The following is a 21138-nucleotide window of genomic DNA, read 5'->3' on the forward strand; positions in this document are numbered from 1 at the left end:
CTCTCCATCATTAATCGTTCTCAAATCCAGCCATCTCAGCCGTGAGCATTTTCTCCCTTGACTTATGTGCAAAATGACATGCCACGCAATGTCCGGGTGCAATTTCCTGAAGGGGCGGCTCCTGTTCAAAACAGACCGGCTCGCTCATCCAGCATCTGGATGCGAACCTGCAGACTGGTTTCGGGTCAATAGGGCTTGGTACATCCCCCTTAAGCACAATCCTTCTGACCTTACGGTTCACGTCCACTTTGGGAATAGCTGACAGAAGCGCAATGGAATACGGATGACGTGTATCACCAAACAGGATATCCTTATCTGCAATTTCCACAATCTTCCCAAGATACATGACCGCAACCCTGTGTGATATATGCTTCACCACGCTAAGGTCATGGGAGATGAATAAGTATGACAGGTCCATCTTGTTCTGCAAATCCATCAGAAGGTTAATGATTTTAGCCTGTACGGAAACATCCAGGGCCGAAACCGGCTCATCGCACACAATAAAATCCGGGTTAAGGCTCAGCGCCCTTGCTATCCCGACCACCTGACGTTTCCCTCCATCCAGCTCATGAGGGTACTGCATCAGCATATCCTTTGCAATCCCGGTAACGTCACAGAGCGCATCGATGGTACTGTCCAATCTTTCCTTTGTACATGATTTATGTATTTTATATGCCTCTGCGAGAATATCCTTAACCCTCTTCTTAGGATTAAGGGAAGAATATGGATCCTGAAATATGATCTGCATCCTTCTTCTCAATTCCAGGTCCTCACTCCTGCTCCTGACGTCAAATATATTCCTGCCATTGACCAATACCTGACCGCCGGTAGCCCCCTGCAGGCGCATGAGTACGGTCCCTACCGTGCTTTTCCCACATCCGCTTTCCCCCACCAGTCCAAGGGTTTCACCCTTTCTCACCGCAAAGTTAACCCCATCCACTGCGTGCAGCATCCCTGCTCCGGATACTTTAAAATGTTTTTTCAGGTCTTTTACCTCAATCAGGTTCTCTTTTCCGTCATTATCTGACACATTACGGACAATGCTATCATCCATGGTTTATCCCTCCTTATGGTGCTGGCAGGCAACATAGTGGTTATCATTGATTTTAACCAGTTCCGGTACCGCATTTTCACATTCCGCCGTACACTGCCCGCACCTTGGTCCAAAACTGCAGCCCTTTGGCAGATGATAGGGATCTGCAACCGCGCCAGGTATTGCGGTCAGCCGTTCCTTATCGTCATCCAGTGTGGGGATGGCACCCAGAAGTCCCTCTGTATATGGATGAAGGGGATGGCTGAACACCTCTTTTACGGAACCGTATTCAATGATGGATCCCGCATACATGACAGCAACATTCTTGCAAAGTTCCGATATGATTCCCAGGTTATGGGTAATCATCAGCAGCGATGTGGAGTATTTCTGCTCCAGCACTTTTATCAGTTCCAGTATCTGTGCCTGTATGGTAACATCCAGTGCTGTTGTGGGTTCATCCGCAATCAGAAGTTCCGGATTACATGCCAGCGCAGCCGCTATGCCTATCCTCTGGCGCATACCGCCGCTGAACTGATGGGGATAGTCCTTTATCCTGTCCGCACGGATACCCACCATCTCCATCAAATGTCCTGCTTCCTTATACGCCTCGGCATTTTTCATTCCCTGATGCTTCCTCAGCACAAGGGCCAGCTGCTCCCCTACCGTAAAGACCGGATTCAGAGAGGTAAGGGGGTTCTGGAAAATCATGGAAATCTTGTCCCCCCGCAGGCCCTGCATCTGCCGTTCTGAATAGCCGGCCAGGTCCTCTCCCTTATAGGTGATGACACCTGACTTAATCATTGCGGACTTCGGCGACAGAAGGCGCAGGATGGCAAGGGCCGTGGTGGTCTTTCCGGCTCCTGCCTCCCCTACCAGTCCCAATGCCTCCCCTTTATGTATGGTAAGGCTCAGATTATTGATGGCCTGTTTGATTCCTGTCTCTGTTTTAAATTCCACTGTCAGATTTTTTATATCTAAAAGCACATTGTCCATTTGCTCTCCCCCGCTATCTTGTTTGTCTGGGATCCAGCACGTCACGAAGTCCGTCTCCCAGGAAATTAAATCCCATGACAGCAATCATCAGGGCAACACCAGGTACAATAACCGTCCAAGGGGCAATTGCCAAAAAGTCCTTGCCTGCCGCTATCATGTTCCCCCAGGAAGCAGTGGGAAGCTGGACCCCGAGATAAAGGTAGCTGAGACAGGATTCCACCAAAATCACACTGCCAAAGCAGTTGCTGCATACGATAAGCAGGGAAGTCGTGACATTAGGCAGTATCTGTGTGAACATGATATGGAAATTAGTAGCCCCCAGCGCCCTGGACGCCTGGATGAATTCCCTGTCCCGGATTGACACCACCTCATTGCGGCACACCCTTGCAAAGCTCATCCAGAAACTGATTATCATGACAAGGAGCAGATTGAAGATACTGGTACCGAATATGGCCATGACAACAACGCCCAGTGTCATGGTAGGTACACACATGCTGACCTCTGTACACCGCATGATGATAACATCTAAAAAACCGCCCTTATATCCCGCAATGATTCCAAGCACCACCCCTGCCACCAGTGACAGGAGTGTGCCAAGAACCGCAACCTTCATGGAAGATTTTGCGCCCACAATCATTCTTGAAAGGATATCCCGGCCCATGGAGTCAGTGCCAAGGATGTACCCATGTGTGCCATGGGAAAACCATTGAGGCGGAAGGAGGCGGTCAGCAGTATGATATTCATTGGGGTCAAGGGGTGCAAGCTGGTCTGCGAAAACCGCTACAAAAATCAGTATCAACACCAATGCAAGCCCAAACATGAACTGCTTACTGCGCAAAAATCGCCGTAATAATATTTTCTTCTGCATAAGCTCCTCCTTACACTTCCTTAATCCGCGGGTCAATAAAGGTAATGGCAATGTCAACCAGCAGATTCACAATGGAAAACATGGCCGCAGTCACCACCAATGATGACTGGACAAGGGGATAGTCCCTGTTATTGACGGCTGTCACAAGCATGGTCCCAATGCCGGGAATGGTAAATACCTGCTCAATGATGACCGCACCAGCCAACATGGTTGCCACTTCCAGACCATAGATGGTCACCACTGGAATCAGGGAATTCTTAAGTGCATATTTTGAGTAAACCTCCCATTTTGAAAGCCCTCTGGCATAGGCACAGGTAATATAGTCCTCATTCAGCACATCTATCATGCTGGAGCGGGACATCCTGGCCAGCTGTGCGCATAGCCTGTAACTCATGGCTATGACCGGCATGATAAGATAGGCCGGTTTGGACAGGCCATAATATCCCATGGAAGGAAGGCACTTGAGCCATACGGAAAATACAAGCAGCAAAAGGACACAGACCCACACAACCGACATGGATTGAAGGATGACCACAAAGAATATCATGGAAAAATCAAGCCCGCTTCCCTTTGACACACCTGCCGATATCCCCATGGGCACACTGATGATAAACACAATCACCGCGGACAGGATGGAGACGCATAGTGTTGTTGGCAGACGGTTCATTATGATTCTTGCGCATGGTTCATTGTAAAGGGTTGAATGTCCCAGGTTACCGGTAATAAGCCCCTTGAAATATATCCAATACTGTACAAGATATGGCTGGTCCAGTCCAAGTTCCGCCCTCAGGGCAGCGCGCTGGACTTCCGTGGCAGTATCAGGAAGCATTGTGACAGTGGGATCCCCCGGGGCACACCGCATGAGCACGAACGCCATCACAGAAACCACCCATACCACTATCAGCATATAACCGATACGTTTTAGAATGGATTTTAACATTTGCTCTCCTCTTTTCCCAAAAATGGTTAACTACTTTTTCCATACATTCTCGTCAACATGTGCATAACGGAAATAGGGTCCTGCACACTTGGTTATATTGACGCCCTCAAGGCCTTGACGTTTTACACAGTACTCCATGGGAGTATAGACGGCCAGAATCGGTCCGCACTCTTCATAAACAGTTTCTGCAACCTGCTTAAGCATTCCTTCCCTCTTACCGGCATCTATGGTCTTATAGGAATCCAGGATAAGCCCGTTCAAATCCTCATTTACATAATAACTGTTATGACAGTCATCCACGATACGCGGAATGATATAGAGACTGTAGGAGTCACCGTCAAACCCTCCAAGCGTAACAAAGAACATATCATATGCACTGGGATCCTGGCGGATTGTAACAAATTCCGCACTGTCACACAGCTTCGTGGTTACATTAAAGCCCACTGCCTTCAGATTCTCAACAAACACCGCCATGACATCATCGATTGACGCAAGGTCATTACGTGTATAAATAGTCAGTTCCTCACCCTTATATGCTGTCTTAGCAAGATATTCCTTAGCCAGCTCAGGATCATACCCATACCCCTCAATGGTTTCATCATAGCCCGCCAGGGATTTTAAGAACATGCAGTTCATGGCTTCCCCGCCGCCTACCAGATTCAGCATGGTATCCCTGTCGATTGCGTACGCCACTGCTTTCCTGGCATTGATATCACTGAAAATGGAATCCTCCGCGCAGTCAAACTGAAGATAATGCATGACATCGGATACATATCCCACAACCTCAATGCCGTCCTGCCCTTCCAGCATAGGAAGCATGTCCGGGCGCAGGGTTGATGCAAAGTCCACTTCCCCGGATATCATCCCCGACACCTTGGCATTTTCCTGTGATATGTACCAGACATAAAGGGTATCAATATTGGATACATTCTCCTTGTCCCAGTAATCCTTATTACATGTAACTTTCAGATACTGACCGTCTACCCAGTCTGAATATTTCCATGGCCCGCTGCCATTTATCACTTTTTCGGCCGACTGGAAATCATCCCCATATTTCTCGATATCCTCATCTGATAAAACCCAGGTATAAGAAAGGGCTGTCTCGAAGGTTGCGAAATACTGTGTCAGATGCAGCTTTACCGTATTATCATCCACATACTCCGCGCTTTCCAGATACGGCCATACGGCGGATACAAGTGCCAGGGTATCCATATTCCGCTTCATGAATTCAAATGTGGCAACCACGTCCTTTGCATTTAAGTCCGTACCATCATGGAACTTAACACCATCAATGATATGCAGGATTGCTTCCGTCCCATCCTCATTAAGTTCATAGGAGGAACAGATACAGGGCGTATTATTCCCCTCCCTGTCACCATAATAAAGCGGGTCAAACACCAGGTCCGCATAGAGGAATTCGCAGCTGTTATTGTTGGCATACACTTCCAGATTAATCAATGTAATGACATCGCTCACATTGACCACACGCCCATCCTCCTTGTCCTTCCCTGCCGCGGCTGTTGATGAGCCGTCTGCCGGAGCCTCACCGGACGGTGCGCCGGAGCCACATCCTGCTAATGTAAGAGCCATAAACAGACACATCAGTTTCTTTGCCATCTTTTTCATATGTAATCCACCCTTCTCTTTTATATTGTTCAGTCATCATTGAACCAACTACCTCAAACATCCCTTGCACTACATGGCCATTCTTCACTTATCCCTGATAATAACTATTCTTATTTTTAATATTAAGATTTTGTTACTTTTTGGCCGAAAATATTTCCCCCTTCCCCCATTTATTGTTTTGATGCTTTTTGCACAATTTTCAGTTAAAATTCTTATATTGTTTTACTATTTTAACTATAGTATAATATAAACACATACCTTCGTCCAATGAATTAAAGTCAACACTCTATAACCAAATACAATACCGATTAAGGAGGAATGGGCATCCAGATGCAATACAAATCACTCAAATACATGTTAGCCCTTCAGGAAGAAAGGGTACTTGCAACAGCAGCAAAACGGCTGGACATATCCCAGTCATCACTGAGCCTGTTCTTACTCCGCCTGGAGGAAGAAGCAGGGACACCGCTATATGACCGCAAGATGCACTGTATGACAAAAGCCGGGGAACTATATTGTGACGGCGCAAGGAAGATCCTTAACCTGCATGATAAAGCCATGGATGATATAAAGACACGTCCGGACAGTAAGGCCATACTCTTTGGAGCCGATATCTGCATCAGTGAGATTGTCCCCTCGCTGATTAACAGCCTGTTGGAAAAAATTGCAATGGCATATCCGCAGCTCAGGCTGCAGGTTTCTTTCCTCCCGGAGGCAAGGCTGAGGGATTTAATCCAGCAGAAGAAACTGGACCTTGCTTTCTCTTACTTCCAAAGAAGTGGGATTGACAATTTACGGCGCAGGGAAATCATGGCAGAGACATTCATATTGGTTGTACCAAAGGGATTTAAGCCTTATAAGGCCAATCCATTTACGGCCCTCAACAGCCTTAAATACATATCCATGTTCAGGGATACCAGTATCCGTTCCGCTTGTGACGCCCTGCTGTTCGTACATGGAATTTCTCCATTTGTCCAAATTGAGTCCGGTTCCTACGCCTTCACCCAGTCCCTGATGGAAACAGGATCATACACCACCATCATCCCGTCAGGGGCAGTAGGCCTGTTTGAACGGTTTGACCTGTATCCGCTTGAGTCGGAGGTACAGGCCGTAAGCGGCTTCTACCTTCACGGTCATGAAAGGGAAACGCCTCAGTTCCTATGCCTTATGGATGTCTTTGAACAGTTGCTGCACGCCATGTATACGGAATCTTCCGGTATCCATTTTCCAGGAGGTACATCGGATGAACCTGCATAAGCTTGAATATTTAGTTGCCATATCTGAAGAAGGGAACCTTTCCCGGGCAGCAGAGAAACTTTACGTATCACAGCCGGCCCTGAGCAAAGCCCTGTCCGCCCTGGAAAGTGAACTGGGCATCCGCCTCATGGAAAGGCGTTATGCAAAACTGATTCCCACCCCGGAAGGCAGGATTTATATTGAAGCTGCCAAAAAGATGATTGCGGTCAGAAATGAAGTAAATGAAAGCATTGCCCAGATAGCTCAGAATAAAGTCTATCCGCCTGTCCGGGTAGGTATCAACAATTCCACTGCCATCGCTGAAATGATGTTGTTTATGGTGAATCAGATGCAGATAGAAATGCCGGTTTTCTTTGATGTGGATTCTGTTGAATGTACAAAGATGCTGCAGAAAGGGCAGCTGGATATTGCCAGTTTAAGCCTCCCCCATGGTATCCCCGAGGACCTGGATTGTATCATGACGGAACCGGATACCCTGGTGATTGTCGTGCCGAATACACCTGAATTTGACTATATTAACTTACAATACACAGACACAATCCCCATCACGGCACTGCACGGCACAAAGGCAATCCAATGCCGTCCTGACAGCGGGCTTGGCATAATGGTTGCCCGTTATCTGTCAGAGAATGGGGTCCAATTCAACTACGTGTGTTCCATCAGCGTATTAAGCGCCATCATGCTTGCCATAGAAAGCGGGGCCGGAATCGCGCTGATGCACAGGACACTTGCAAGGGAGAGCACCGCCTATAAGATCTATACACCAGATCCCCCCATGTATTATGACCATTATCTGTGTATACGCAAGGGAGTGGAACTCACGCCCAAAATCAGGCGTGTCCTGAAATTGTTATGGGGATTGGAGCTGTGAATCTCAGTTCATGATTCATGGGACCTATCATCCCTCTAAACGTAAAAGGAACCGCCCATATCACACTGGTCAGTTCCTTTTACGTTTATATTCACATGTTGTTACAGGGCCTTCCCTCATAGTACAATTCCCCGGTCACCGGATTTTTGGAAAACTTTGTAAAATACCCATTCCAAACAGATTCACATTCACTTGGCCAGGTTGCATGGGCTTTGGTGTCCGTTTCCGTCAGATGCAGCATTGGCACCCCATCCTCTGTCTCAAACACATAGTGCGCTACAAGTCCGTCTTTATAGCTGCAGTTCTTCCCCCCATCCATATAGGTGTAATCCGCCCACTTCTTAGTCAGGCCATATCTGCCGCACCAATAGTCCACCAGATCCTGCGCCTGTGTAAACCCGCCTTTAAAAGCAGCGTCGCAACAGCCCAGGTTGGCTATGATGGGAATCATGGAACCTTCCACGGGCGGCCGCTCCTTCCCTCCGTGTTCCACTGCCTCAATATCAATATGCCTTGCGGAAAATGGAGCCACTGCCGCAAAATAGTCCGGGCGGTAAGCAGCGCAGGCCCAGCTCATCATTCCGCCAGAGGACTGTCCGCTGGCATAGATACGGCTCTTATCAACCGGATAATGCCCTGTCAGCCATTGGTACAGGAAGTCCAGGAACCTCATATCCTCCGGACGCTCCGGCTGCGGCTCCCCTGTATTCCACATGGCCCTGAAAATGTTGTTGGTCCGGATACCGCTGATGGAACGCACCTCATTCGGTTCGGATGCAGTTGGCATGATGATCATGAAACCATACTTATCAGCCACATAGCTCCAACCGATACGGTCCGCAATCTCATCCCCGCTTCCTCCGGCGCCGTGGAACACGAACACGGCCGGCATCCCGCCCTCCTTTGGTGCGGACTTGGGAACATAAACATACCACTCCCTCCGGTAGGTATCACGCCTGTCCCCATAATATCCGCCCCACACATCGGCTGAGAACTTTTCAAAGCCTCTTTCATATATATTGCCCGCCCGCCTCAGGGCGCCATTGTTATTGCCCGGATAGCGGTAGATCCCGTCAAACAGCTCTGTCAGGACCGCCTCGCTGTACTTCCGGTCCACGCTCTTTTCCCATGGTCCGAAATCCGCCACCACATTGGCACACCAATGTTCATCCACGGTGCCGCCTTCCTGCGGGACCCAGGTAATCCTCATCCCATCCGCACCATCGGATACAGGATTGGATGAGGCGCCGAATCCGGCACTGGAACCAGCCCCGGATACAATACCGGAATCCCCGCTGTGATTCGCATGCCTGTAATAGCCAATCTCCCGCTCTGCCGCTTCATCCTTTCCTGCGGATAAAAGCCACACAGGACACTGCACCTGGCTGTAACAGACGCCTTCCACACGGGACTGCGTTGTCCTCAAAGCCTCTGCCTCTTCTGCTGTCATCCCGCTGGTTCCAAGCAAAGCCACGGCCGCGTAGGCCCTGGGCATCTTCCTGCTCTGCGCGCCCACCGCATCCGCCGCGTCCCCATAGGCAGCCGCATAGAAATTGGCCTGGAAGGAACAGAATAAAGGCCGCACCGCAAGGTCGTTGTTAAGGGCATTGAGATAATCCAGGTCAGCCCCGTCGTTTTTCCAGACGCCACCGTCCCCGGCTTCCATCAGCACCAGATAAAGCCCATAACGGTCTGAAAGCTCCTTCCAGCCGCTTTCCACCATGAACTCCCAGGGATTCCTTCCTCCCGGTATACCGATAAAGACCGTGGGCTGGTTGTAGATGGAACCCTCGGGTATGTAAAATTTTGCGGAACGGGTCACTGTCCCGCTGACAGCGCAGTCAAACTGGTAATACCCATGAAGGAACTGCCTGTAATAATTCTTTCTGTCTATTGTCACCAGGGAAGCGTCCGGTAAAACCTGGGCCACCGGTTCCTGTAAATATGATTTCATGGCTGATACCTCACCTTTCTATAATTATATATATTGCATGACAAGCCAAACACACCCTGATTCTACGCCGGATATACCGGGAAGAAGATGCTGGCTGAAATAACAAGGGTCACAACCGCAATCAGCAGATAGGGCAGCGTAAACTTAAGAAGCTTACCCGGCTCATGCTGTCCAATGGCAAACGCCAGGGCACACTCTGCTGAGCCGCTTGGGAAAGCGATGGCCATGATGGATGCAATATTGATGATCAGTACGATTCCCCTTGGATCCATACCCGCGACCATGGAAAGCGATGCGGCAATGGGGGTAAGGACAGCCGCTGTCCCTGTATTAGACATAAAGGTGGTCATCACAATGGAGGTAACTGCAAATACAAAAAGCACGAACACGCCGGAGGGCTTATCCCCAAGAAGCACAAGGAGGCCATTTCCAATCATATCACCCACACCGGATCTGCCGATGGCATCCGACATCACAAGGACGCCCGCAATCATCCACACCATGTCCCCGGTCAGGGAATTGACCGTTTCCTTGGTGGTCAGTGTCTTTGTGTAAAGCAGCACAAGCACGCCGGCAGCCGGAATCACATACATCAGATTGCCAATCCTTGCCCCAAAAATAAATCCTAAAAGAACACCGATAAATACAATATTGATAATTGTCTCGTCACGCCTTGATATGGCCGTGGTCTCCTTTATCTCCTTTACATCGGAGGTATTGACCCCATGCCTTGGAATGAATTTCCATGCAAATAAGGCGTAGATGGTAAGGGCTGTTGCAGGTATGAAGGAAACCTTAATAAAATCCCCGGGCAGAAGCATCAGGGCCGGGTTACTTATGATGCCCTCATAATATGCATTGGCCGTCGGGGACATGGTTGCTCCCAGTCCCACGGGGAATTTAAGGCTCCAGGCAGCCATGACGGCAAATGCAGCAAAAATCATGCGCGAAGCACAGATTTCATCCTTATCATCCAGGGATACCAGGAACAGGGCGACAATGGAGACAATGGCCGTCCTTCCCATAAGCTGTGACAGTACAATGGTTACCAGGAATAGAAAGATGATGAACGCAAGCCCGCTTTTTCCCTTAATCCTCTCCATGCTGTTCCTGACCTTATTGATAAGGCTTGTCTTACCAAAGGCATAGGCAACCGTAAACATACAGGCAATCAGTATCGTGGTCTTGTTAGCCAGACCTGAAAACGCCGTTGAAATATCAAACACACCTGTTAAAGCAAGCATCACGCAGCAGGTCATGGTGGTCACACCATAAGGGACCTTGTGTGTAAAAAACATGGCAATCATAAAAACCAGCAAACCTAAAACAATATACATCTGCATAAATGTACCCCTCATACTTTCCTATCATTTAAGTAAAATTCATTAATTACATTCATACTCCAGATAACACTAACCTATCTTCCATCCTCTGCCGGCAATTGGATGTGGTTGTGCCATCCCTGTAAATCTTATGTTTTAAGTATAGTTTAAATATTCCTTATTGACAACCATATTAAATTCATGTTAACTTTAAGTAAAAGTTATGGAGGTTTGCTATGGACTTGAAGGACCAGAAATACATGGCGGCGCTGGCTGGCGAGGGTTCCCTTACCAGGGCGGCCAGACGTCTTAACCTGTCACAGCCAGCCCTTTCCAAGTGGCTCGGCGACCTGGAGCAGGAACTTGGCCTGTCACTGGTCATACGCTCCAGGCAGGGACTGATTTTCACGGAAGCCGGACAGATTTACCTGGAAGGGTGCAGGGAATGTCTGGAAGCCGCCCTTGATATAAGAAGGAAGCTGGACGCCCTGTCCCAGAAGGCAAAACAGAGCATCATCCTGGGTGGAAGCCCCATCCGGGGCGCCCAGGCATTTGCCAAGATATATCCGGATTTCCGCCATCAATACCCGGATATTGACCTTCAGTTTGTAAGCGATAAAAACCCGGTGCTGAAAAAGCTGCTGCTGGAGGGCGAGATTACCATGTCCCTGCTGGGAGCCATGGAAACCAGCCTGCCAGGCCTTGAATATCTTAAATTCATGGATGAGGAGCTGCTGCTCATGCTCCCCAAAGGCCATCCTCTTTCCTACGATTACAAAGAACTTCCGCCAGGCCGTCCCTATCCGGTCATCGACCTGGCAAGCCTGGGTGACACCCCCATCCTCGGCAGCGCCCCCGAGACCTCCTACGGCAATATGGTCCTCTCGTTTTACCGCAATGCAGGCCTGGAACCCAATATCATATTCCGCTCCAACGTGGTACCCCTTCTCTACGAAATGGTGCTCAACGGCGTAGGCGCGGCCATGATTCCGGACTCCTATTATAATCCGGATGACGGCATCAGCGTGTATTCCCTTTCGCCGCGCATCATCGTATACCAGGGAATCGGCCTGCAGAGCGGATATCCCCTTTCAGAGGCGGAGGAATACCTGATCCATCTTGTGATGAACAACTGGGGTTCCCCCTATTACATGCACCAGTATGCCGACTATTATCTTGAACAAAGGAAATTAAGGATAGACGCCTATGAATACAACCAGATTTGAATACCTTTTGGCATTAGAAAGACTCGGCACCATGACCGGGGTTGCGAAGGCATATTTCATCTCCCCCTCCGCCGTCAGCCAGTGCCTTAAAAGTGAAGAAGCCCAGCTGGGCCATCAGCTGTTCAAAAGCGAGAATCACAGGATGGTCCCAACCGAGGCCGGGCAGATTTATCTGAACGGCGCCAGGAAAATCCTTCAGATACGGGAAGCAACCATGGACAGGCTTAACGTCATTCCCAAAAAGCACCATTCCATCCGGATTGCAGCGGCTCCCATGCTCTATGAAAAAACAGCTTCCATCATCATCCCGGCACTGAACACATTGCTTCCCGGCACTGATTTTGAGCTGCTGCGGGCAGCTTCCATGGTAAGCGTTGCTTATCTGCTGAATGACCTGGCTGATTTTGCACTGCTCTGCTCCCCACCCTTGAACCATACCCTGCTTTCAGAAGATATCCTGGGCCAGGACCAGCTGCTGCTGGCCGTCCCCAAGGCATATCTGCGCAGCCAGCTAACCGGGCCGCCAACCATAGAGGATTGCGGTCCCCTGCCCTTCATCCTTTTGAAAAACGGTTCCTATACCCGCGGCATTGAAAATGAAATCCTTGCACAGCACCACATTGCCCTGAACCGGATATATGAAGTGGACGACCATGTGATGGCCAGGAATTTTCTTGAAGAAGGACGGGGCGCCACCTTCCTGCCATCCTCCATGATTCCACCCCATGCAGGGCAGCACTTTTTCATCCTTCCCCTCCATCCGCCAAAACCGTTTAATTTCATACTGGCCTACCCCAATTTCAAAAAACCGGACAAGGATAAAAGGGATGTGCCAAGGATAGTAAAAAAGGCGTGGGGAAAGATGGACTTTGATTTTTATGATCCGGTATGAAAGCCTGCTTTCCATTACCATTGGATTCTCACTATCACAGAAATAATCCGCACGATTGGATGTATAAAATCAATCCAAATTGGATGTTGTCATACCGGCATTTTCCATTTACAATCACATCATAACCAACCAATCGGAGGCAGGCATGAACATCCATATTGATAAATCCAGGAAAATCCCCCTATACAGACAGATAGCGGAACAGATACAGTCACAGATTACCTCCGGCGAAATCCCCCAGGGGTTCAGGTTCCCCTCGGAACGGCAGCTGGCGGATGCCCTTGGCGTCAACCGGACCACCATACTGAACGCCTACAAGGAATTAAAGGCCGACGGCCTGATGGATTCCCACGTGGGAAGGGGAACCATTGCCGTCAGGCCCGAGCGCAGCAGGCCGGAGAAGCCCCCTTATTCCAGGGAACCCATGTGGGAGTATCTGTTCAGCGATTATATGAAGCATCATGATACGTTTGATGTGAATAAATATCTGGAGATAGCCAACCAGAAGGACGTCATATCATTTGCCGCCGGGATTGCATCCGTTGACACCATTCCGGCGCAGGCGTTTGAAGGAATCGAGAACGAACTGATGGCCAGCAGGGAGCGGCTGCTTGTCTCGCCCGTGTCAGGCTTTTACTCCCTGCGCAAAGCGATAAGCTCCTTCATGCAGAAGCGCTCCTGTTTCTGCCAGCCATCGGAGGTCATGATACTGTCCGGCTCCCAGCAGGGCATTGACCTTATCACAAGGGCCTTCATCAATCCCGGGGACGTGGTGGTAATCGAAGAACCCTCATTCTTTCCTGCCATCCAGAGCTTCCGCCTGGCCGGGGCGAAAATCATGGCCGTACCCATGGACGGGGAGGGGATGGATGTGGGAATACTTGAACAGCTGCTGTCCCGTTACCAGCCCAAGCTTATCTACACCATGCCGGTCTTCCACAATCCCTGCGGCATCTCAATGAGCATGGACAGGCGTATCCGCCTGCTGGAACTGGCCGGTCAGTACGGCATCCCCATATTGGAGGATGACCCCTACAGTGAACTGAGCTATGAAGCCCGGGCCATGTCCCCATTAAAATCAATGGACCAAAACGGACATGTCATCTATCTCAGCACCTTCTCCAAGACAATATCACCGGGACTGAGGCTGGGATGGATGTGCGCCAGCAAGAAACTGATATCCCAGCTATCCGGCATACGCCAGCTCACAGACCTGCATTCCAGCTGCATTTCCCAGCAGATTGTAGAGCGTTTCATGAACAGTGGGGAAATGGAGCATCACCTCGCCTTCATCCGCAGGGAATATCAGGAACGGCGCGACATCATGATAGAGGCCCTGAACAGATACGCGCCTCCCGGACTGTCCTGGAACCGGCCCGAAGGCGGTTATTATCTGTGGTGCAGGCTGCCGGAAGGCGTCACGGCCTCTGAACTTACTGCAAAAGCAGCGGCAGGAGGGGTTGCCGTGCTGCCCGGCGTGCCGGCCTGTCTGTCCCCCCAAAAGGGCGAGGGCCATATCAGGCTTAACTACACCTATCCTCCAAAGGACAGGATTGCAGACGGTATAGGAATCCTGTGCAGCCTTATCCGCCAGCTCAGTGCCGCGCATAAGGATGAAGAGGCACTGACCGCCGAGATCAATCCAATCCTTTAACCAATCCAATATCATAAGGAGAATCATCATGGACTACAACTACGCAAGAAGGATGGCAGATATGAAAGCATCCGAAATACGGGAACTGTTAAAGCTGACTGAAAAACCGGAAGTCATTTCCTTTGCCGGAGGGCTTCCGGCCCCGGAGCTGTTTCCCATAGAAGAGATTAAAAAGGCAAACAATCATGTCCTGGACCACAATGGCGGCCAGGCACTGCAGTATTCCACCACGGAGGGATACGGACCCTTAAGGAAATGGATTGCACAGCGCATGAACGCCCAGCTGGGCACCTCATTCGGCGGGGACGATATCATGATGACCAATGGTTCCCAGCAGGCCCTTGACCTTTCAGGAAAACTATTTTTAGACGAAGGGGATGTGGTACTGTGTGAAAGCCCTACCTACCTGGCTGCAATCAGCGCCTTCAAGGCATATGGGTGCAGGTTCGTGGAGGTTCCAACCGATGAGGAGGGAATGATGATTCCAGAACTGGAACATGCATTAAAGGCCGAACCGGATGCAAAGCTGATTTATGTAATCCCTAATTTCCAGAATCCAACGGGAAGGACATGGAGCCTTAACCGCAGGCAGAAGCTGGCTGAACTTTCAGCAGCATACAATGTTGCGGTAATCGAGGACAATCCATACGGGGAACTGCGGTATGAAGGCAGCTTCCTTCCCTCCATAAAATCCTTTGACCGTACCGGCAATATCATATGCACCGGGACATTTTCCAAAATCCTCTGCCCTGGCTACCGCATCGGCTGGATTGCCGGGGAAGCGGAGGTCATACGCAAGTATGTCCTTGTCAAACAGGGCGTGGACCTGCAGTGCAGTACCATTGCCCAGATGGTCATTTCCGCCTATCTGGAACAATATGATATTGACGCGCATATCAGGACAATACGCGAGGTCTACAGAAAGCGCCGGGATGTGGCCCTTGACGCCGTAAACCGCTTTTTCCCATCCGATATAAAATACACGAAACCGGAAGGCGGGCTTTTTCTTTGGATAGAATTAAATGATGCCGTTGATACGGTTGCGCTGCTTGAAAAGTGTCTTGAGTACAACGTTGCATTCGTACCCGGCAATTCCTTCTATCCCAACAGAAATAAACCGAACACCCTGAGGATTAATTTCTCCAATATGCCGGAGGACAGGATTGAGGAAGGGATTGCGCGGATAGGACAGGTACTGGTTGTATAAGCCAGCCTGTCCAACGGACATTTAAGACAGTCTGCAGCTTTTAACCCAACGGGCTTATTATGGCACATTAAATTTAAAAGTTCTGTAAAGTTGTAAATAGCATTCTACCGTATTTCTCTTGACTGTCCTGGAGATTTACGCTATATTCATTTCAAGGAACAATCGTGTTGCAGGGTGGCGTTGGCCTTCATTCTACATAGAATGGAGGTGATGTCTATGAAACATTTCGATTTTAAAGACCTAATGGCATTTGGAATGTTTATTTTGGCGTTGCTGACATTCATTTATTTGATTTGTCGCTAGCTTAACATAGAAAAACCACCCCTAAACTTTGGCGAGTAGCAGGGTGGAATTTCTATCCAACTATTAGGCCAACCCACCTTGTGGGCGGTTGTTCCTTTTTATGTCTTTACTATAACATTTCTCCTCTTAAAATTCAAGACATATTTTTTATATGCTTTGTTCCATTTGTAATTTAAACTTATCTTTAGGTCAGTTTACAAGGAACTACACGCAGACCGTGAAACGGGCTGCTGACAACAAACGGCGGTATGCTCCCGGAAAGGGCAGCATACCGCCTGTTTTGTTGTCTGGGGTTTCCAAAGGGGGTCCCCCTTTGGCACACGACTTTGCAAAGCAAAGTGTAGTGTGTTATACGCTCTGTCGGCGTTGCCGTGAAAATACCGTTGCCGCCGGGGAGGGCAAGGGCATTTGAAGCGGCAGGAAAACAGGGCTGTGATTGCGTGGCGTGGAGCCGCAAGCGCAGGACTGGTTTCGCCAGCAGACAGGGCGTATATGAATGCCCCCGTCCCTTGTCCTACGCCGAACTATGGGACAAAGTGTCCCATACAGATAGCCACACTTACGAAAAAACAGACGGATTTTTCTCTCAAAATTGAAATGGGCGGGAAGCCATTTTAGGGCTTTCCCGCCTTGATTACCCATTAGCAAAGACGGGCGGGACTGTCAACGGCGGCGCATAAAATGCGCCGTTCATCTTGACCGTTGACTGGCTCGACTGGCTTTGTTATTTTCCCGGTAAGTGAGAATGAGAATAGGTATGTATCATATTATTTTATCATAATCCCATCTGGCAAAATAATATCGCCATCATCTCCACTCACATCAAAAAATCCAACCTTGTGTTTTTGAGCTAAACTACGCATAAGTTCATACGCCTCGTCTGCCACCGACCAAGAAAACGCAGCGTAAATTACATTATATCCAATACTGTAATCAACCATATGCAACTCCAAATTTTCATCTTCATCAAGAGCATCGTCATTTGGTGCATATTCCCCATTCATGGGCGGGAATTTTTCTTTCATTTCCATAAACCAGTTTTGTAAAGCCGGAGAAGAAACACTAATCGTTTGGTAATCATGTTCTTCCTCCCATTCCGTTTGCTTTTCATACCATGCCATAAATTCTTTTTTTGTGGTAGGTGCTTTTGTTCTCTCAAAAACCATCAAATCATAACTCATATTGATAACTCCTTTCAGATTTCTTGTTTATCGCTCTCTTACTTTCTCCCTCGCTGGGGGTTTGGATTTTTCAGCAAGTCCGACTTCTGTGCAATCTTTTTCAACCATTTCTTTTCTTCCTCGGACAGCTTCTTCAAATTCAATTTAAGCCGCTTACAGATAAACGCCAAAGACGCTTGTTCCGGGTCGCCGTCCTCGCTGGCGACTTCGTCTGCGGTCTGTAAAAAATCTTCCAGCGGATTGTCCTCCGGGACGCTGAAAAAATCGTCCTTATGTGCTTTCCGCAGGTCAAGAGCTATCTTGTTTATGTCCTGCTGTATCACATAGCGGCAAAAGCTGTCATCGTCAATATGGGCGGCGATAAGCTGTCTTAACTGCGGGTCGGACAAGCCGGGATTGTGCTGCTTCATAATGGTTGCGCTCATGGCATCCACAATGGCGTTTGCACTCTGCACCTGTTTGCCTGCTATACCGTTTACATAGATTTCAAGGTCAGCCATCAGCCGGGGAAAATCCGGGTGTACTGCCAGTTCACACAAGAGGGAATTATCCACCCGCCCGCTTTTCAGCAGTTCAATCATATCATCACTCAAACGCAGGTCTGCAAGATTGGCGTTTGGGTGATTTTTTGTTTGAGAACGCCCCAGCAGATAATCGGCGGTCACGCCGTAAAACTTCGCCAGCTTGATAATAGCATAGTGGCTGATGTCCTTGAAGTCCTTTGCTTCATAGCTGCCCAGCGCAGACTTTGAGAGATTTACTTGTTCTTCAAGTTGCTCCAGCGTCAGCCCACGCTCCACACGCAGGTCTTTCAATCGTTCTTGTATGGATAATTCCATGCCCTCCCTCCTTGTCTACTTAATATATGACGACTTAACTTCCTAAACAGTTTATAATTTCTTCTATTTCCATACAAGCATCCTCAACCCTGATTGCTGTTTCCTCGCTAAAGAAGCGGCTTCCTCCCGCTAATTGGTCAATCAAGCTAATTAACACTTCAACATCACAATTCAAAATAAATCCCTGTGTTCTCCACTTTGGCATTTCAATAAGGATTTGATTTTTAATTTCTAAATATTTCGTTTCGTCAAAAGTATTTTCACATCTTAGTTTTACCAGAAAACTATCTTCTGCATTTATTAAATCACTTAATTTTGACATAGAGACCTCCCTAAACGAAAATGGCATTCTGTTTTTTCCATTTTACCACAATTCCGAGAGCGTGGAAATAGAGAGTTTTCCGGGCTGATTTCCGACCTTATGGATATACGGGGCGGGCGGTCTTTTAGGTGTAGACTTAGGGTAGTTCATCGATGAGCTGCACCTTGAAAAATGAATGACCGTCCGAAAAGGAATACCCCGGCAGGGGAAGCACCGCAGCGAGCCACTTCGGGACAAAATGTCCCGAAGTCCGGGGAGCGTGCCAACGCCGGAACACGCCGCAGGAATGGGGCAGGAAGCCTTTTCGGAGAGAACGGCGAAGGAAAAATGGAGGGAACGCATGAGAGATAACCCCTATAAAGACTTGCCGCCGCTGGAACGCAGGCCGGACGGTTCCCTTTACCGCATGACACCGGCGCAGAGGAAACGGGCAAACGCCCTCATTCGCCGGGAGTGCTGTTGCTGTGAGGACGGCAACTGCATTGTCCTTGACGATGGGGACACCTGCACCTGCCCGCAGACGGTTTCTTTCTCGGTCTGCTGTAAGTGGTTCCGCTGGGCGGTCTTGCCGCTGGACGGGACGCTGGAAGCGGATATTTTCCGGGATAAGGACACGAAACGCTGCGCTATATGCGGACAAGCCTTTCTCCCAAAATCCAACCGGGCAAAATACTGCCCCGGCTGTGCCGCCAGCGTTCACAGGCGGCAGAAAACAGAAAGTGAACAGAAAAGGAGGTCTGCTGTGGACAGTTAGGAGTGAAAAAAGCCTTGATTTATCAGGCTTTGCAAGCCCCAAAACGGGGCAGGTGGTATAAAAGTATCGTCCACCCCCGGAAATGCCGTTCTAACTGTCCACAAAGCACACTATGACAAACACGATTTATATTCATCAGCCGGAGAAATCGGTCAGCTTTACCCGGCTCCCGAATTTTCTCTTTGAAGCCCCTACATTTACGCCCCTGTCCAACGAAGCAAAGATACTGTACGCCTTTATCCTGCGCCGGACAGAGCTATCCCGCAAGAACGGCTGGGCGGACGAATACGGGCGCATTTTCCTGTATTATCCAATCTGCGAGGTGGTCGCCCTGCTCCACTGTGGGCGGCAGAAAGCAGCCAATACCCTGCGGGAGTTGCAGTATGCGGGGCTTGTGGAGATACAGAAGCAGGGCTGTGGAAAACCCAACCGTATTTACCCAAAATCCTATGAAGCGGTTTCAAACACCGACTTCAAGAAATCCCGTTTTGGTACGCCGGAGGGCTGAAAAGCGTACTTGACAAGTACGAAAATCAATCCTCTTGAAGTACGAAAACCGGACGGAAGATAGAAATACAGAGATTAACAGATTTATTTATATCAATTCCATTCCAATCCTATCAGAGCTATTTCCGGCGGGATTTTCCTGTGGAAAAGTCCCGGATAGGAAAAGAATGGGGAAAGGAGTTTATGGCACAGCACGCAATTTTGCGGTTTGAGAAGCATAAGGGCAACCCGGCAAGACCGCTGGAAGCCCATCACGAACGGCAGAAAGAGCAATACGCCAGCAACCCCGACATTGACACCAGCCGGAGCAAATACAATTTCCACATCATCAAGCCGGAGGGCAGGTACTATCATTTTATTCAAAACCGTATCGAACAGGCCGGTTGCCGTACAAGGAAAGACAGCACCCGGTTTGTCGATACGCTCATTACCGCCAGCCCGGAGTTTTTCAAGGGGAAATCCCCAAAGGAGATACAGGCGTTTTTCCAGAGGGCGGCTGATTTCTTAATCGGGCGGGTAGGGAAAGAAAATATCGTGTCGGCGGTGGTACACATGGACGAGAAAACGCCCCACCTGCATTTGACCTTTGTGCCGCTGACAAAGGACAACCGCCTGTGTGCTAAGGAAATCATCGGCAACCGGGCGAATTTGACAAAGTGGCAGGACGATTTTCACGCTTATATGGTGGAGAAATATCCCGACTTGGAGCGTGGGGAAAGCGCCAGCAAGACAGGCAGGAAGCATATCCCCACCCGTCTGTTCAAGCAGGCGGTCAATCTCTCCAAACAGGCAAGAGCCATTGAAGCCACGCTGGGCGATATTACCCCGTTCAACGCCGGAAAGAAAAAAGAGGAAGCCCTCTCCATGCTGAAAAAGTGGTTTCCTCAGATGGAGAACTTCTCCGGGCAGCTAAAAAAGTACAAAGTCACAATCCATGACCTGTTGGCGGAAAATGAGAAGCTGGAAGCAAGGGCAAGGGCCAGCGAACAGGGCAAGATGAAAGATACGATGGAACGAGCAAAGCTGAAAAGCGAACTGCACGATATGCAAAGGCTGATTGAGCGTATCCCGCCGGATATACTGGCGGAGCTGAAACGGCAGCAGCGGCAGCATGGAAAGGAAAGGTGATTTTATAAGCAGATTTTTACGCCGTCCCTGTGCGGCATTGTACCTTGAAAATTGAATACAGGAGGTTCTATGGAGCATATCAGATACAAAAAAGAAACAGAGGTCGTGACTTTTCAGGGAAAAGAAATCACGCTGGAAAATCTCTCCCCGGTGTTCACGCCGGAACAGGAAGTGGCCAAACGCCGGGAGCTGGAGCAGCAGCTTTATGAGGTGTTCCGCAAGTATGCCGACAAACGGCAGAGTGAGGAAGCTGGGGCATAA

20 protein-coding genes are annotated in these 21138 nt (G+C 49.2%); 10 read left to right on the forward strand and 10 right to left on the reverse strand.

The annotated features are described in order from the left end of the window. Positions 1–10: 10 nt before the first annotated feature. From MCJ35_RS13120 to MCJ35_RS13140, 5 genes are read right to left on the reverse strand one after another with little or no spacing between them, the layout of a single operon-like run. Complete coding sequence (locus tag MCJ35_RS13120) at positions 11–1054, reverse strand: ABC transporter ATP-binding protein (protein WP_025486826.1); 1044 nt, start codon at positions 1052–1054, stop codon at positions 11–13. Positions 1055–1057: 3 nt separating this feature from the next. Beyond that, positions 1058–2026, reverse strand: coding sequence for an ABC transporter ATP-binding protein (locus tag MCJ35_RS13125; RefSeq protein ID WP_025486825.1), 969 nt, complete (start codon positions 2024–2026; stop codon positions 1058–1060). A 13-nt stretch (positions 2027–2039) separates the two neighbouring features. Then, the gene (locus MCJ35_RS13130) at positions 2040–2894 is read right to left on the reverse strand and encodes an ABC transporter permease (RefSeq protein WP_008717175.1); all 855 of its coding nucleotides are present in this window, start codon (positions 2892–2894) and stop codon (positions 2040–2042) included. Between the two features lie 10 nt (positions 2895–2904). Then, positions 2905–3834 carry an ABC transporter permease gene (locus MCJ35_RS13135; protein ID WP_008717177.1) on the reverse strand — a complete coding sequence of 310 codons (930 nt, stop codon included), beginning with the start codon at positions 3832–3834 and terminating at the stop codon, positions 2905–2907. A 30-nt stretch (positions 3835–3864) separates the two neighbouring features. Further along, positions 3865–5460 carry an ABC transporter substrate-binding protein gene (locus MCJ35_RS13140; RefSeq protein WP_008717179.1) on the reverse strand — a complete coding sequence of 532 codons (1596 nt, stop codon included), beginning with the start codon at positions 5458–5460 and terminating at the stop codon, positions 3865–3867. A 330-nt stretch (positions 5461–5790) separates the two neighbouring features. Between MCJ35_RS13140 and MCJ35_RS13145 the strand changes: the two genes are divergently transcribed. Both MCJ35_RS13145 and MCJ35_RS13150 read left to right on the forward strand, forming a co-directional pair. After that, on the forward strand, positions 5791–6717 hold the full coding sequence (locus MCJ35_RS13145; protein WP_162158555.1) for a LysR family transcriptional regulator: 927 nt from the start codon (positions 5791–5793) through the stop codon (positions 6715–6717). Then, positions 6704–7588 (forward strand): LysR family transcriptional regulator, encoded by an 885-nt coding sequence (locus MCJ35_RS13150; RefSeq protein WP_025486823.1) that lies wholly within the window; start codon positions 6704–6706, stop codon positions 7586–7588. Before MCJ35_RS13145 ends, MCJ35_RS13150 begins: the two co-directional genes overlap by 14 nt. 91 nt (positions 7589–7679) lie before the next feature. Here MCJ35_RS13150 and MCJ35_RS13155 read toward each other — a convergent pair whose 3' ends face one another. Together MCJ35_RS13155 and MCJ35_RS13160 are read right to left on the reverse strand one after the other, a co-directional pair. Beyond that, positions 7680–9542, reverse strand: a complete 1863-nt coding sequence (locus MCJ35_RS13155) for a CE1 family esterase (RefSeq protein ID WP_025486822.1) — start codon at positions 9540–9542, stop codon at positions 7680–7682. A 62-nt stretch (positions 9543–9604) separates the two neighbouring features. Further along, positions 9605–10885, reverse strand: coding sequence for an SLC13 family permease (locus tag MCJ35_RS13160; protein ID WP_025486821.1), 1281 nt, complete (start codon positions 10883–10885; stop codon positions 9605–9607). 215 nt (positions 10886–11100) lie between these two features. On the opposite strand from MCJ35_RS13160, the gene MCJ35_RS13165 reads away from it, so the two are divergent. The 4 genes from MCJ35_RS13165 to MCJ35_RS13180 all read left to right on the forward strand — a co-directional run bounded on the left by MCJ35_RS13165 (position 11101) and on the right by MCJ35_RS13180 (position 15843). Continuing rightward, positions 11101–12090 carry a LysR family transcriptional regulator gene (locus MCJ35_RS13165; RefSeq protein WP_008717189.1) on the forward strand — a complete coding sequence of 330 codons (990 nt, stop codon included), beginning with the start codon at positions 11101–11103 and terminating at the stop codon, positions 12088–12090. After that, entirely contained in the window at positions 12071–12982 is a 912-nt protein-coding gene (locus tag MCJ35_RS13170; protein ID WP_240299515.1) for a LysR family transcriptional regulator, read from the forward strand. The genes MCJ35_RS13165 and MCJ35_RS13170 overlap by 20 nt, the downstream gene beginning before the upstream one ends. Positions 12983–13127: 145 nt before the next feature. Beyond that, entirely contained in the window at positions 13128–14636 is a 1509-nt protein-coding gene (gene pdxR / locus MCJ35_RS13175; protein ID WP_240299516.1) for a MocR-like pyridoxine biosynthesis transcription factor PdxR, read from the forward strand. 28 nt (positions 14637–14664) lie between these two features. Then, positions 14665–15843 (forward strand): aminotransferase-like domain-containing protein, encoded by a 1179-nt coding sequence (locus MCJ35_RS13180; protein ID WP_025486819.1) that lies wholly within the window; start codon positions 14665–14667, stop codon positions 15841–15843. A gap of 1070 nt (positions 15844–16913) precedes the next feature. Here the strand turns inward: MCJ35_RS13180 and MCJ35_RS13185 are convergent. From MCJ35_RS13185 to MCJ35_RS13195, 3 genes are read right to left on the reverse strand one after another with little or no spacing between them, the layout of a single operon-like run. Next, entirely contained in the window at positions 16914–17327 is a 414-nt protein-coding gene (locus MCJ35_RS13185) for a hypothetical protein (RefSeq protein WP_025486817.1), read from the reverse strand. Positions 17328–17365: 38 nt separating this feature from the next. Then, positions 17366–18166: a helix-turn-helix domain-containing protein gene (locus MCJ35_RS13190; RefSeq protein ID WP_025486816.1), complete on the reverse strand. Its 801-nt coding sequence runs from the start codon at positions 18164–18166 to the stop codon at positions 17366–17368. Positions 18167–18200: 34 nt separating this feature from the next. Beyond that, positions 18201–18488 carry a hypothetical protein gene (locus tag MCJ35_RS13195; RefSeq protein WP_025486815.1) on the reverse strand — a complete coding sequence of 96 codons (288 nt, stop codon included), beginning with the start codon at positions 18486–18488 and terminating at the stop codon, positions 18201–18203. A gap of 340 nt (positions 18489–18828) precedes the next feature. Between MCJ35_RS13195 and MCJ35_RS13200 the strand changes: the two genes are divergently transcribed. The 4 genes from MCJ35_RS13200 (at position 18829) to MCJ35_RS13215 (ending at position 21138) form a co-directional block, all read left to right on the forward strand. Then, complete coding sequence (locus tag MCJ35_RS13200) at positions 18829–19242, forward strand: cysteine-rich VLP domain-containing protein (RefSeq protein ID WP_240299517.1); 414 nt, start codon at positions 18829–18831, stop codon at positions 19240–19242. 112 nt (positions 19243–19354) lie between these two features. Beyond that, a complete protein-coding gene (locus MCJ35_RS13205) occupies positions 19355–19750 on the forward strand; it encodes a replication initiator protein A (RefSeq protein ID WP_025486814.1) in 396 nt (131 codons plus the stop codon). A 182-nt stretch (positions 19751–19932) separates the two neighbouring features. Continuing rightward, the gene (mobV, locus tag MCJ35_RS13210; protein ID WP_240299518.1) at positions 19933–20877 is read left to right on the forward strand and encodes a MobV family relaxase; all 945 of its coding nucleotides are present in this window, start codon (positions 19933–19935) and stop codon (positions 20875–20877) included. Positions 20878–20946: 69 nt separating this feature from the next. After that, positions 20947–21138: a hypothetical protein gene (locus MCJ35_RS13215; RefSeq protein WP_025486813.1), complete on the forward strand. Its 192-nt coding sequence runs from the start codon at positions 20947–20949 to the stop codon at positions 21136–21138.

The sequence above is a fragment of the Enterocloster sp. OA13 genome, from assembly GCF_022440595.1.
In the GTDB taxonomy this organism is placed as follows: Bacteria; Bacillota; Clostridia; order Lachnospirales; family Lachnospiraceae; genus Enterocloster; species Enterocloster hominis.

Excerpts from the sequence above, each read along its gene's own strand:
- MCJ35_RS13205 (WP_025486814.1), top strand. The coding sequence starts at position 19,355 with ATGACAAACACGATTTATATTCATCAGCCGGAGAAATCGGTCAGCTTT.
- MCJ35_RS13165 (WP_008717189.1), top strand. The coding sequence starts at position 11,101 with ATGGACTTGAAGGACCAGAAATACATGGCGGCGCTGGCTGGCGAGGGT.
- MCJ35_RS13180 (WP_025486819.1), top strand. The coding sequence starts at position 14,665 with ATGGACTACAACTACGCAAGAAGGATGGCAGATATGAAAGCATCCGAA.
- MCJ35_RS13145 (WP_162158555.1), top strand. The coding sequence starts at position 5,791 with ATGCAATACAAATCACTCAAATACATGTTAGCCCTTCAGGAAGAAAGG.
- MCJ35_RS13215 (WP_025486813.1), top strand. The coding sequence starts at position 20,947 with ATGGAGCATATCAGATACAAAAAAGAAACAGAGGTCGTGACTTTTCAG.
- MCJ35_RS13125 (WP_025486825.1), bottom strand. The coding sequence starts at position 2,026 with ATGGACAATGTGCTTTTAGATATAAAAAATCTGACAGTGGAATTTAAA.
- MCJ35_RS13160 (WP_025486821.1), bottom strand. The coding sequence starts at position 10,885 with ATGCAGATGTATATTGTTTTAGGTTTGCTGGTTTTTATGATTGCCATG.
- MCJ35_RS13195 (WP_025486815.1), bottom strand. The coding sequence starts at position 18,488 with ATGTCAAAATTAAGTGATTTAATAAATGCAGAAGATAGTTTTCTGGTA.
- MCJ35_RS13150 (WP_025486823.1), top strand. The coding sequence starts at position 6,704 with ATGAACCTGCATAAGCTTGAATATTTAGTTGCCATATCTGAAGAAGGG.
- MCJ35_RS13155 (WP_025486822.1), bottom strand. The coding sequence starts at position 9,542 with ATGAAATCATATTTACAGGAACCGGTGGCCCAGGTTTTACCGGACGCT.
- MCJ35_RS13130 (WP_008717175.1), bottom strand. The coding sequence starts at position 2,894 with ATGCAGAAGAAAATATTATTACGGCGATTTTTGCGCAGTAAGCAGTTC.
- mobV (WP_240299518.1), top strand. The coding sequence starts at position 19,933 with ATGGCACAGCACGCAATTTTGCGGTTTGAGAAGCATAAGGGCAACCCG.
- MCJ35_RS13170 (WP_240299515.1), top strand. The coding sequence starts at position 12,071 with ATGAATACAACCAGATTTGAATACCTTTTGGCATTAGAAAGACTCGGC.
- MCJ35_RS13200 (WP_240299517.1), top strand. The coding sequence starts at position 18,829 with ATGAGAGATAACCCCTATAAAGACTTGCCGCCGCTGGAACGCAGGCCG.
- MCJ35_RS13140 (WP_008717179.1), bottom strand. The coding sequence starts at position 5,460 with ATGAAAAAGATGGCAAAGAAACTGATGTGTCTGTTTATGGCTCTTACA.
- MCJ35_RS13120 (WP_025486826.1), bottom strand. The coding sequence starts at position 1,054 with ATGGATGATAGCATTGTCCGTAATGTGTCAGATAATGACGGAAAAGAG.
- pdxR (WP_240299516.1), top strand. The coding sequence starts at position 13,128 with ATGAACATCCATATTGATAAATCCAGGAAAATCCCCCTATACAGACAG.
- MCJ35_RS13190 (WP_025486816.1), bottom strand. The coding sequence starts at position 18,166 with ATGGAATTATCCATACAAGAACGATTGAAAGACCTGCGTGTGGAGCGT.
- MCJ35_RS13185 (WP_025486817.1), bottom strand. The coding sequence starts at position 17,327 with ATGAGTTATGATTTGATGGTTTTTGAGAGAACAAAAGCACCTACCACA.
- MCJ35_RS13135 (WP_008717177.1), bottom strand. The coding sequence starts at position 3,834 with ATGTTAAAATCCATTCTAAAACGTATCGGTTATATGCTGATAGTGGTA.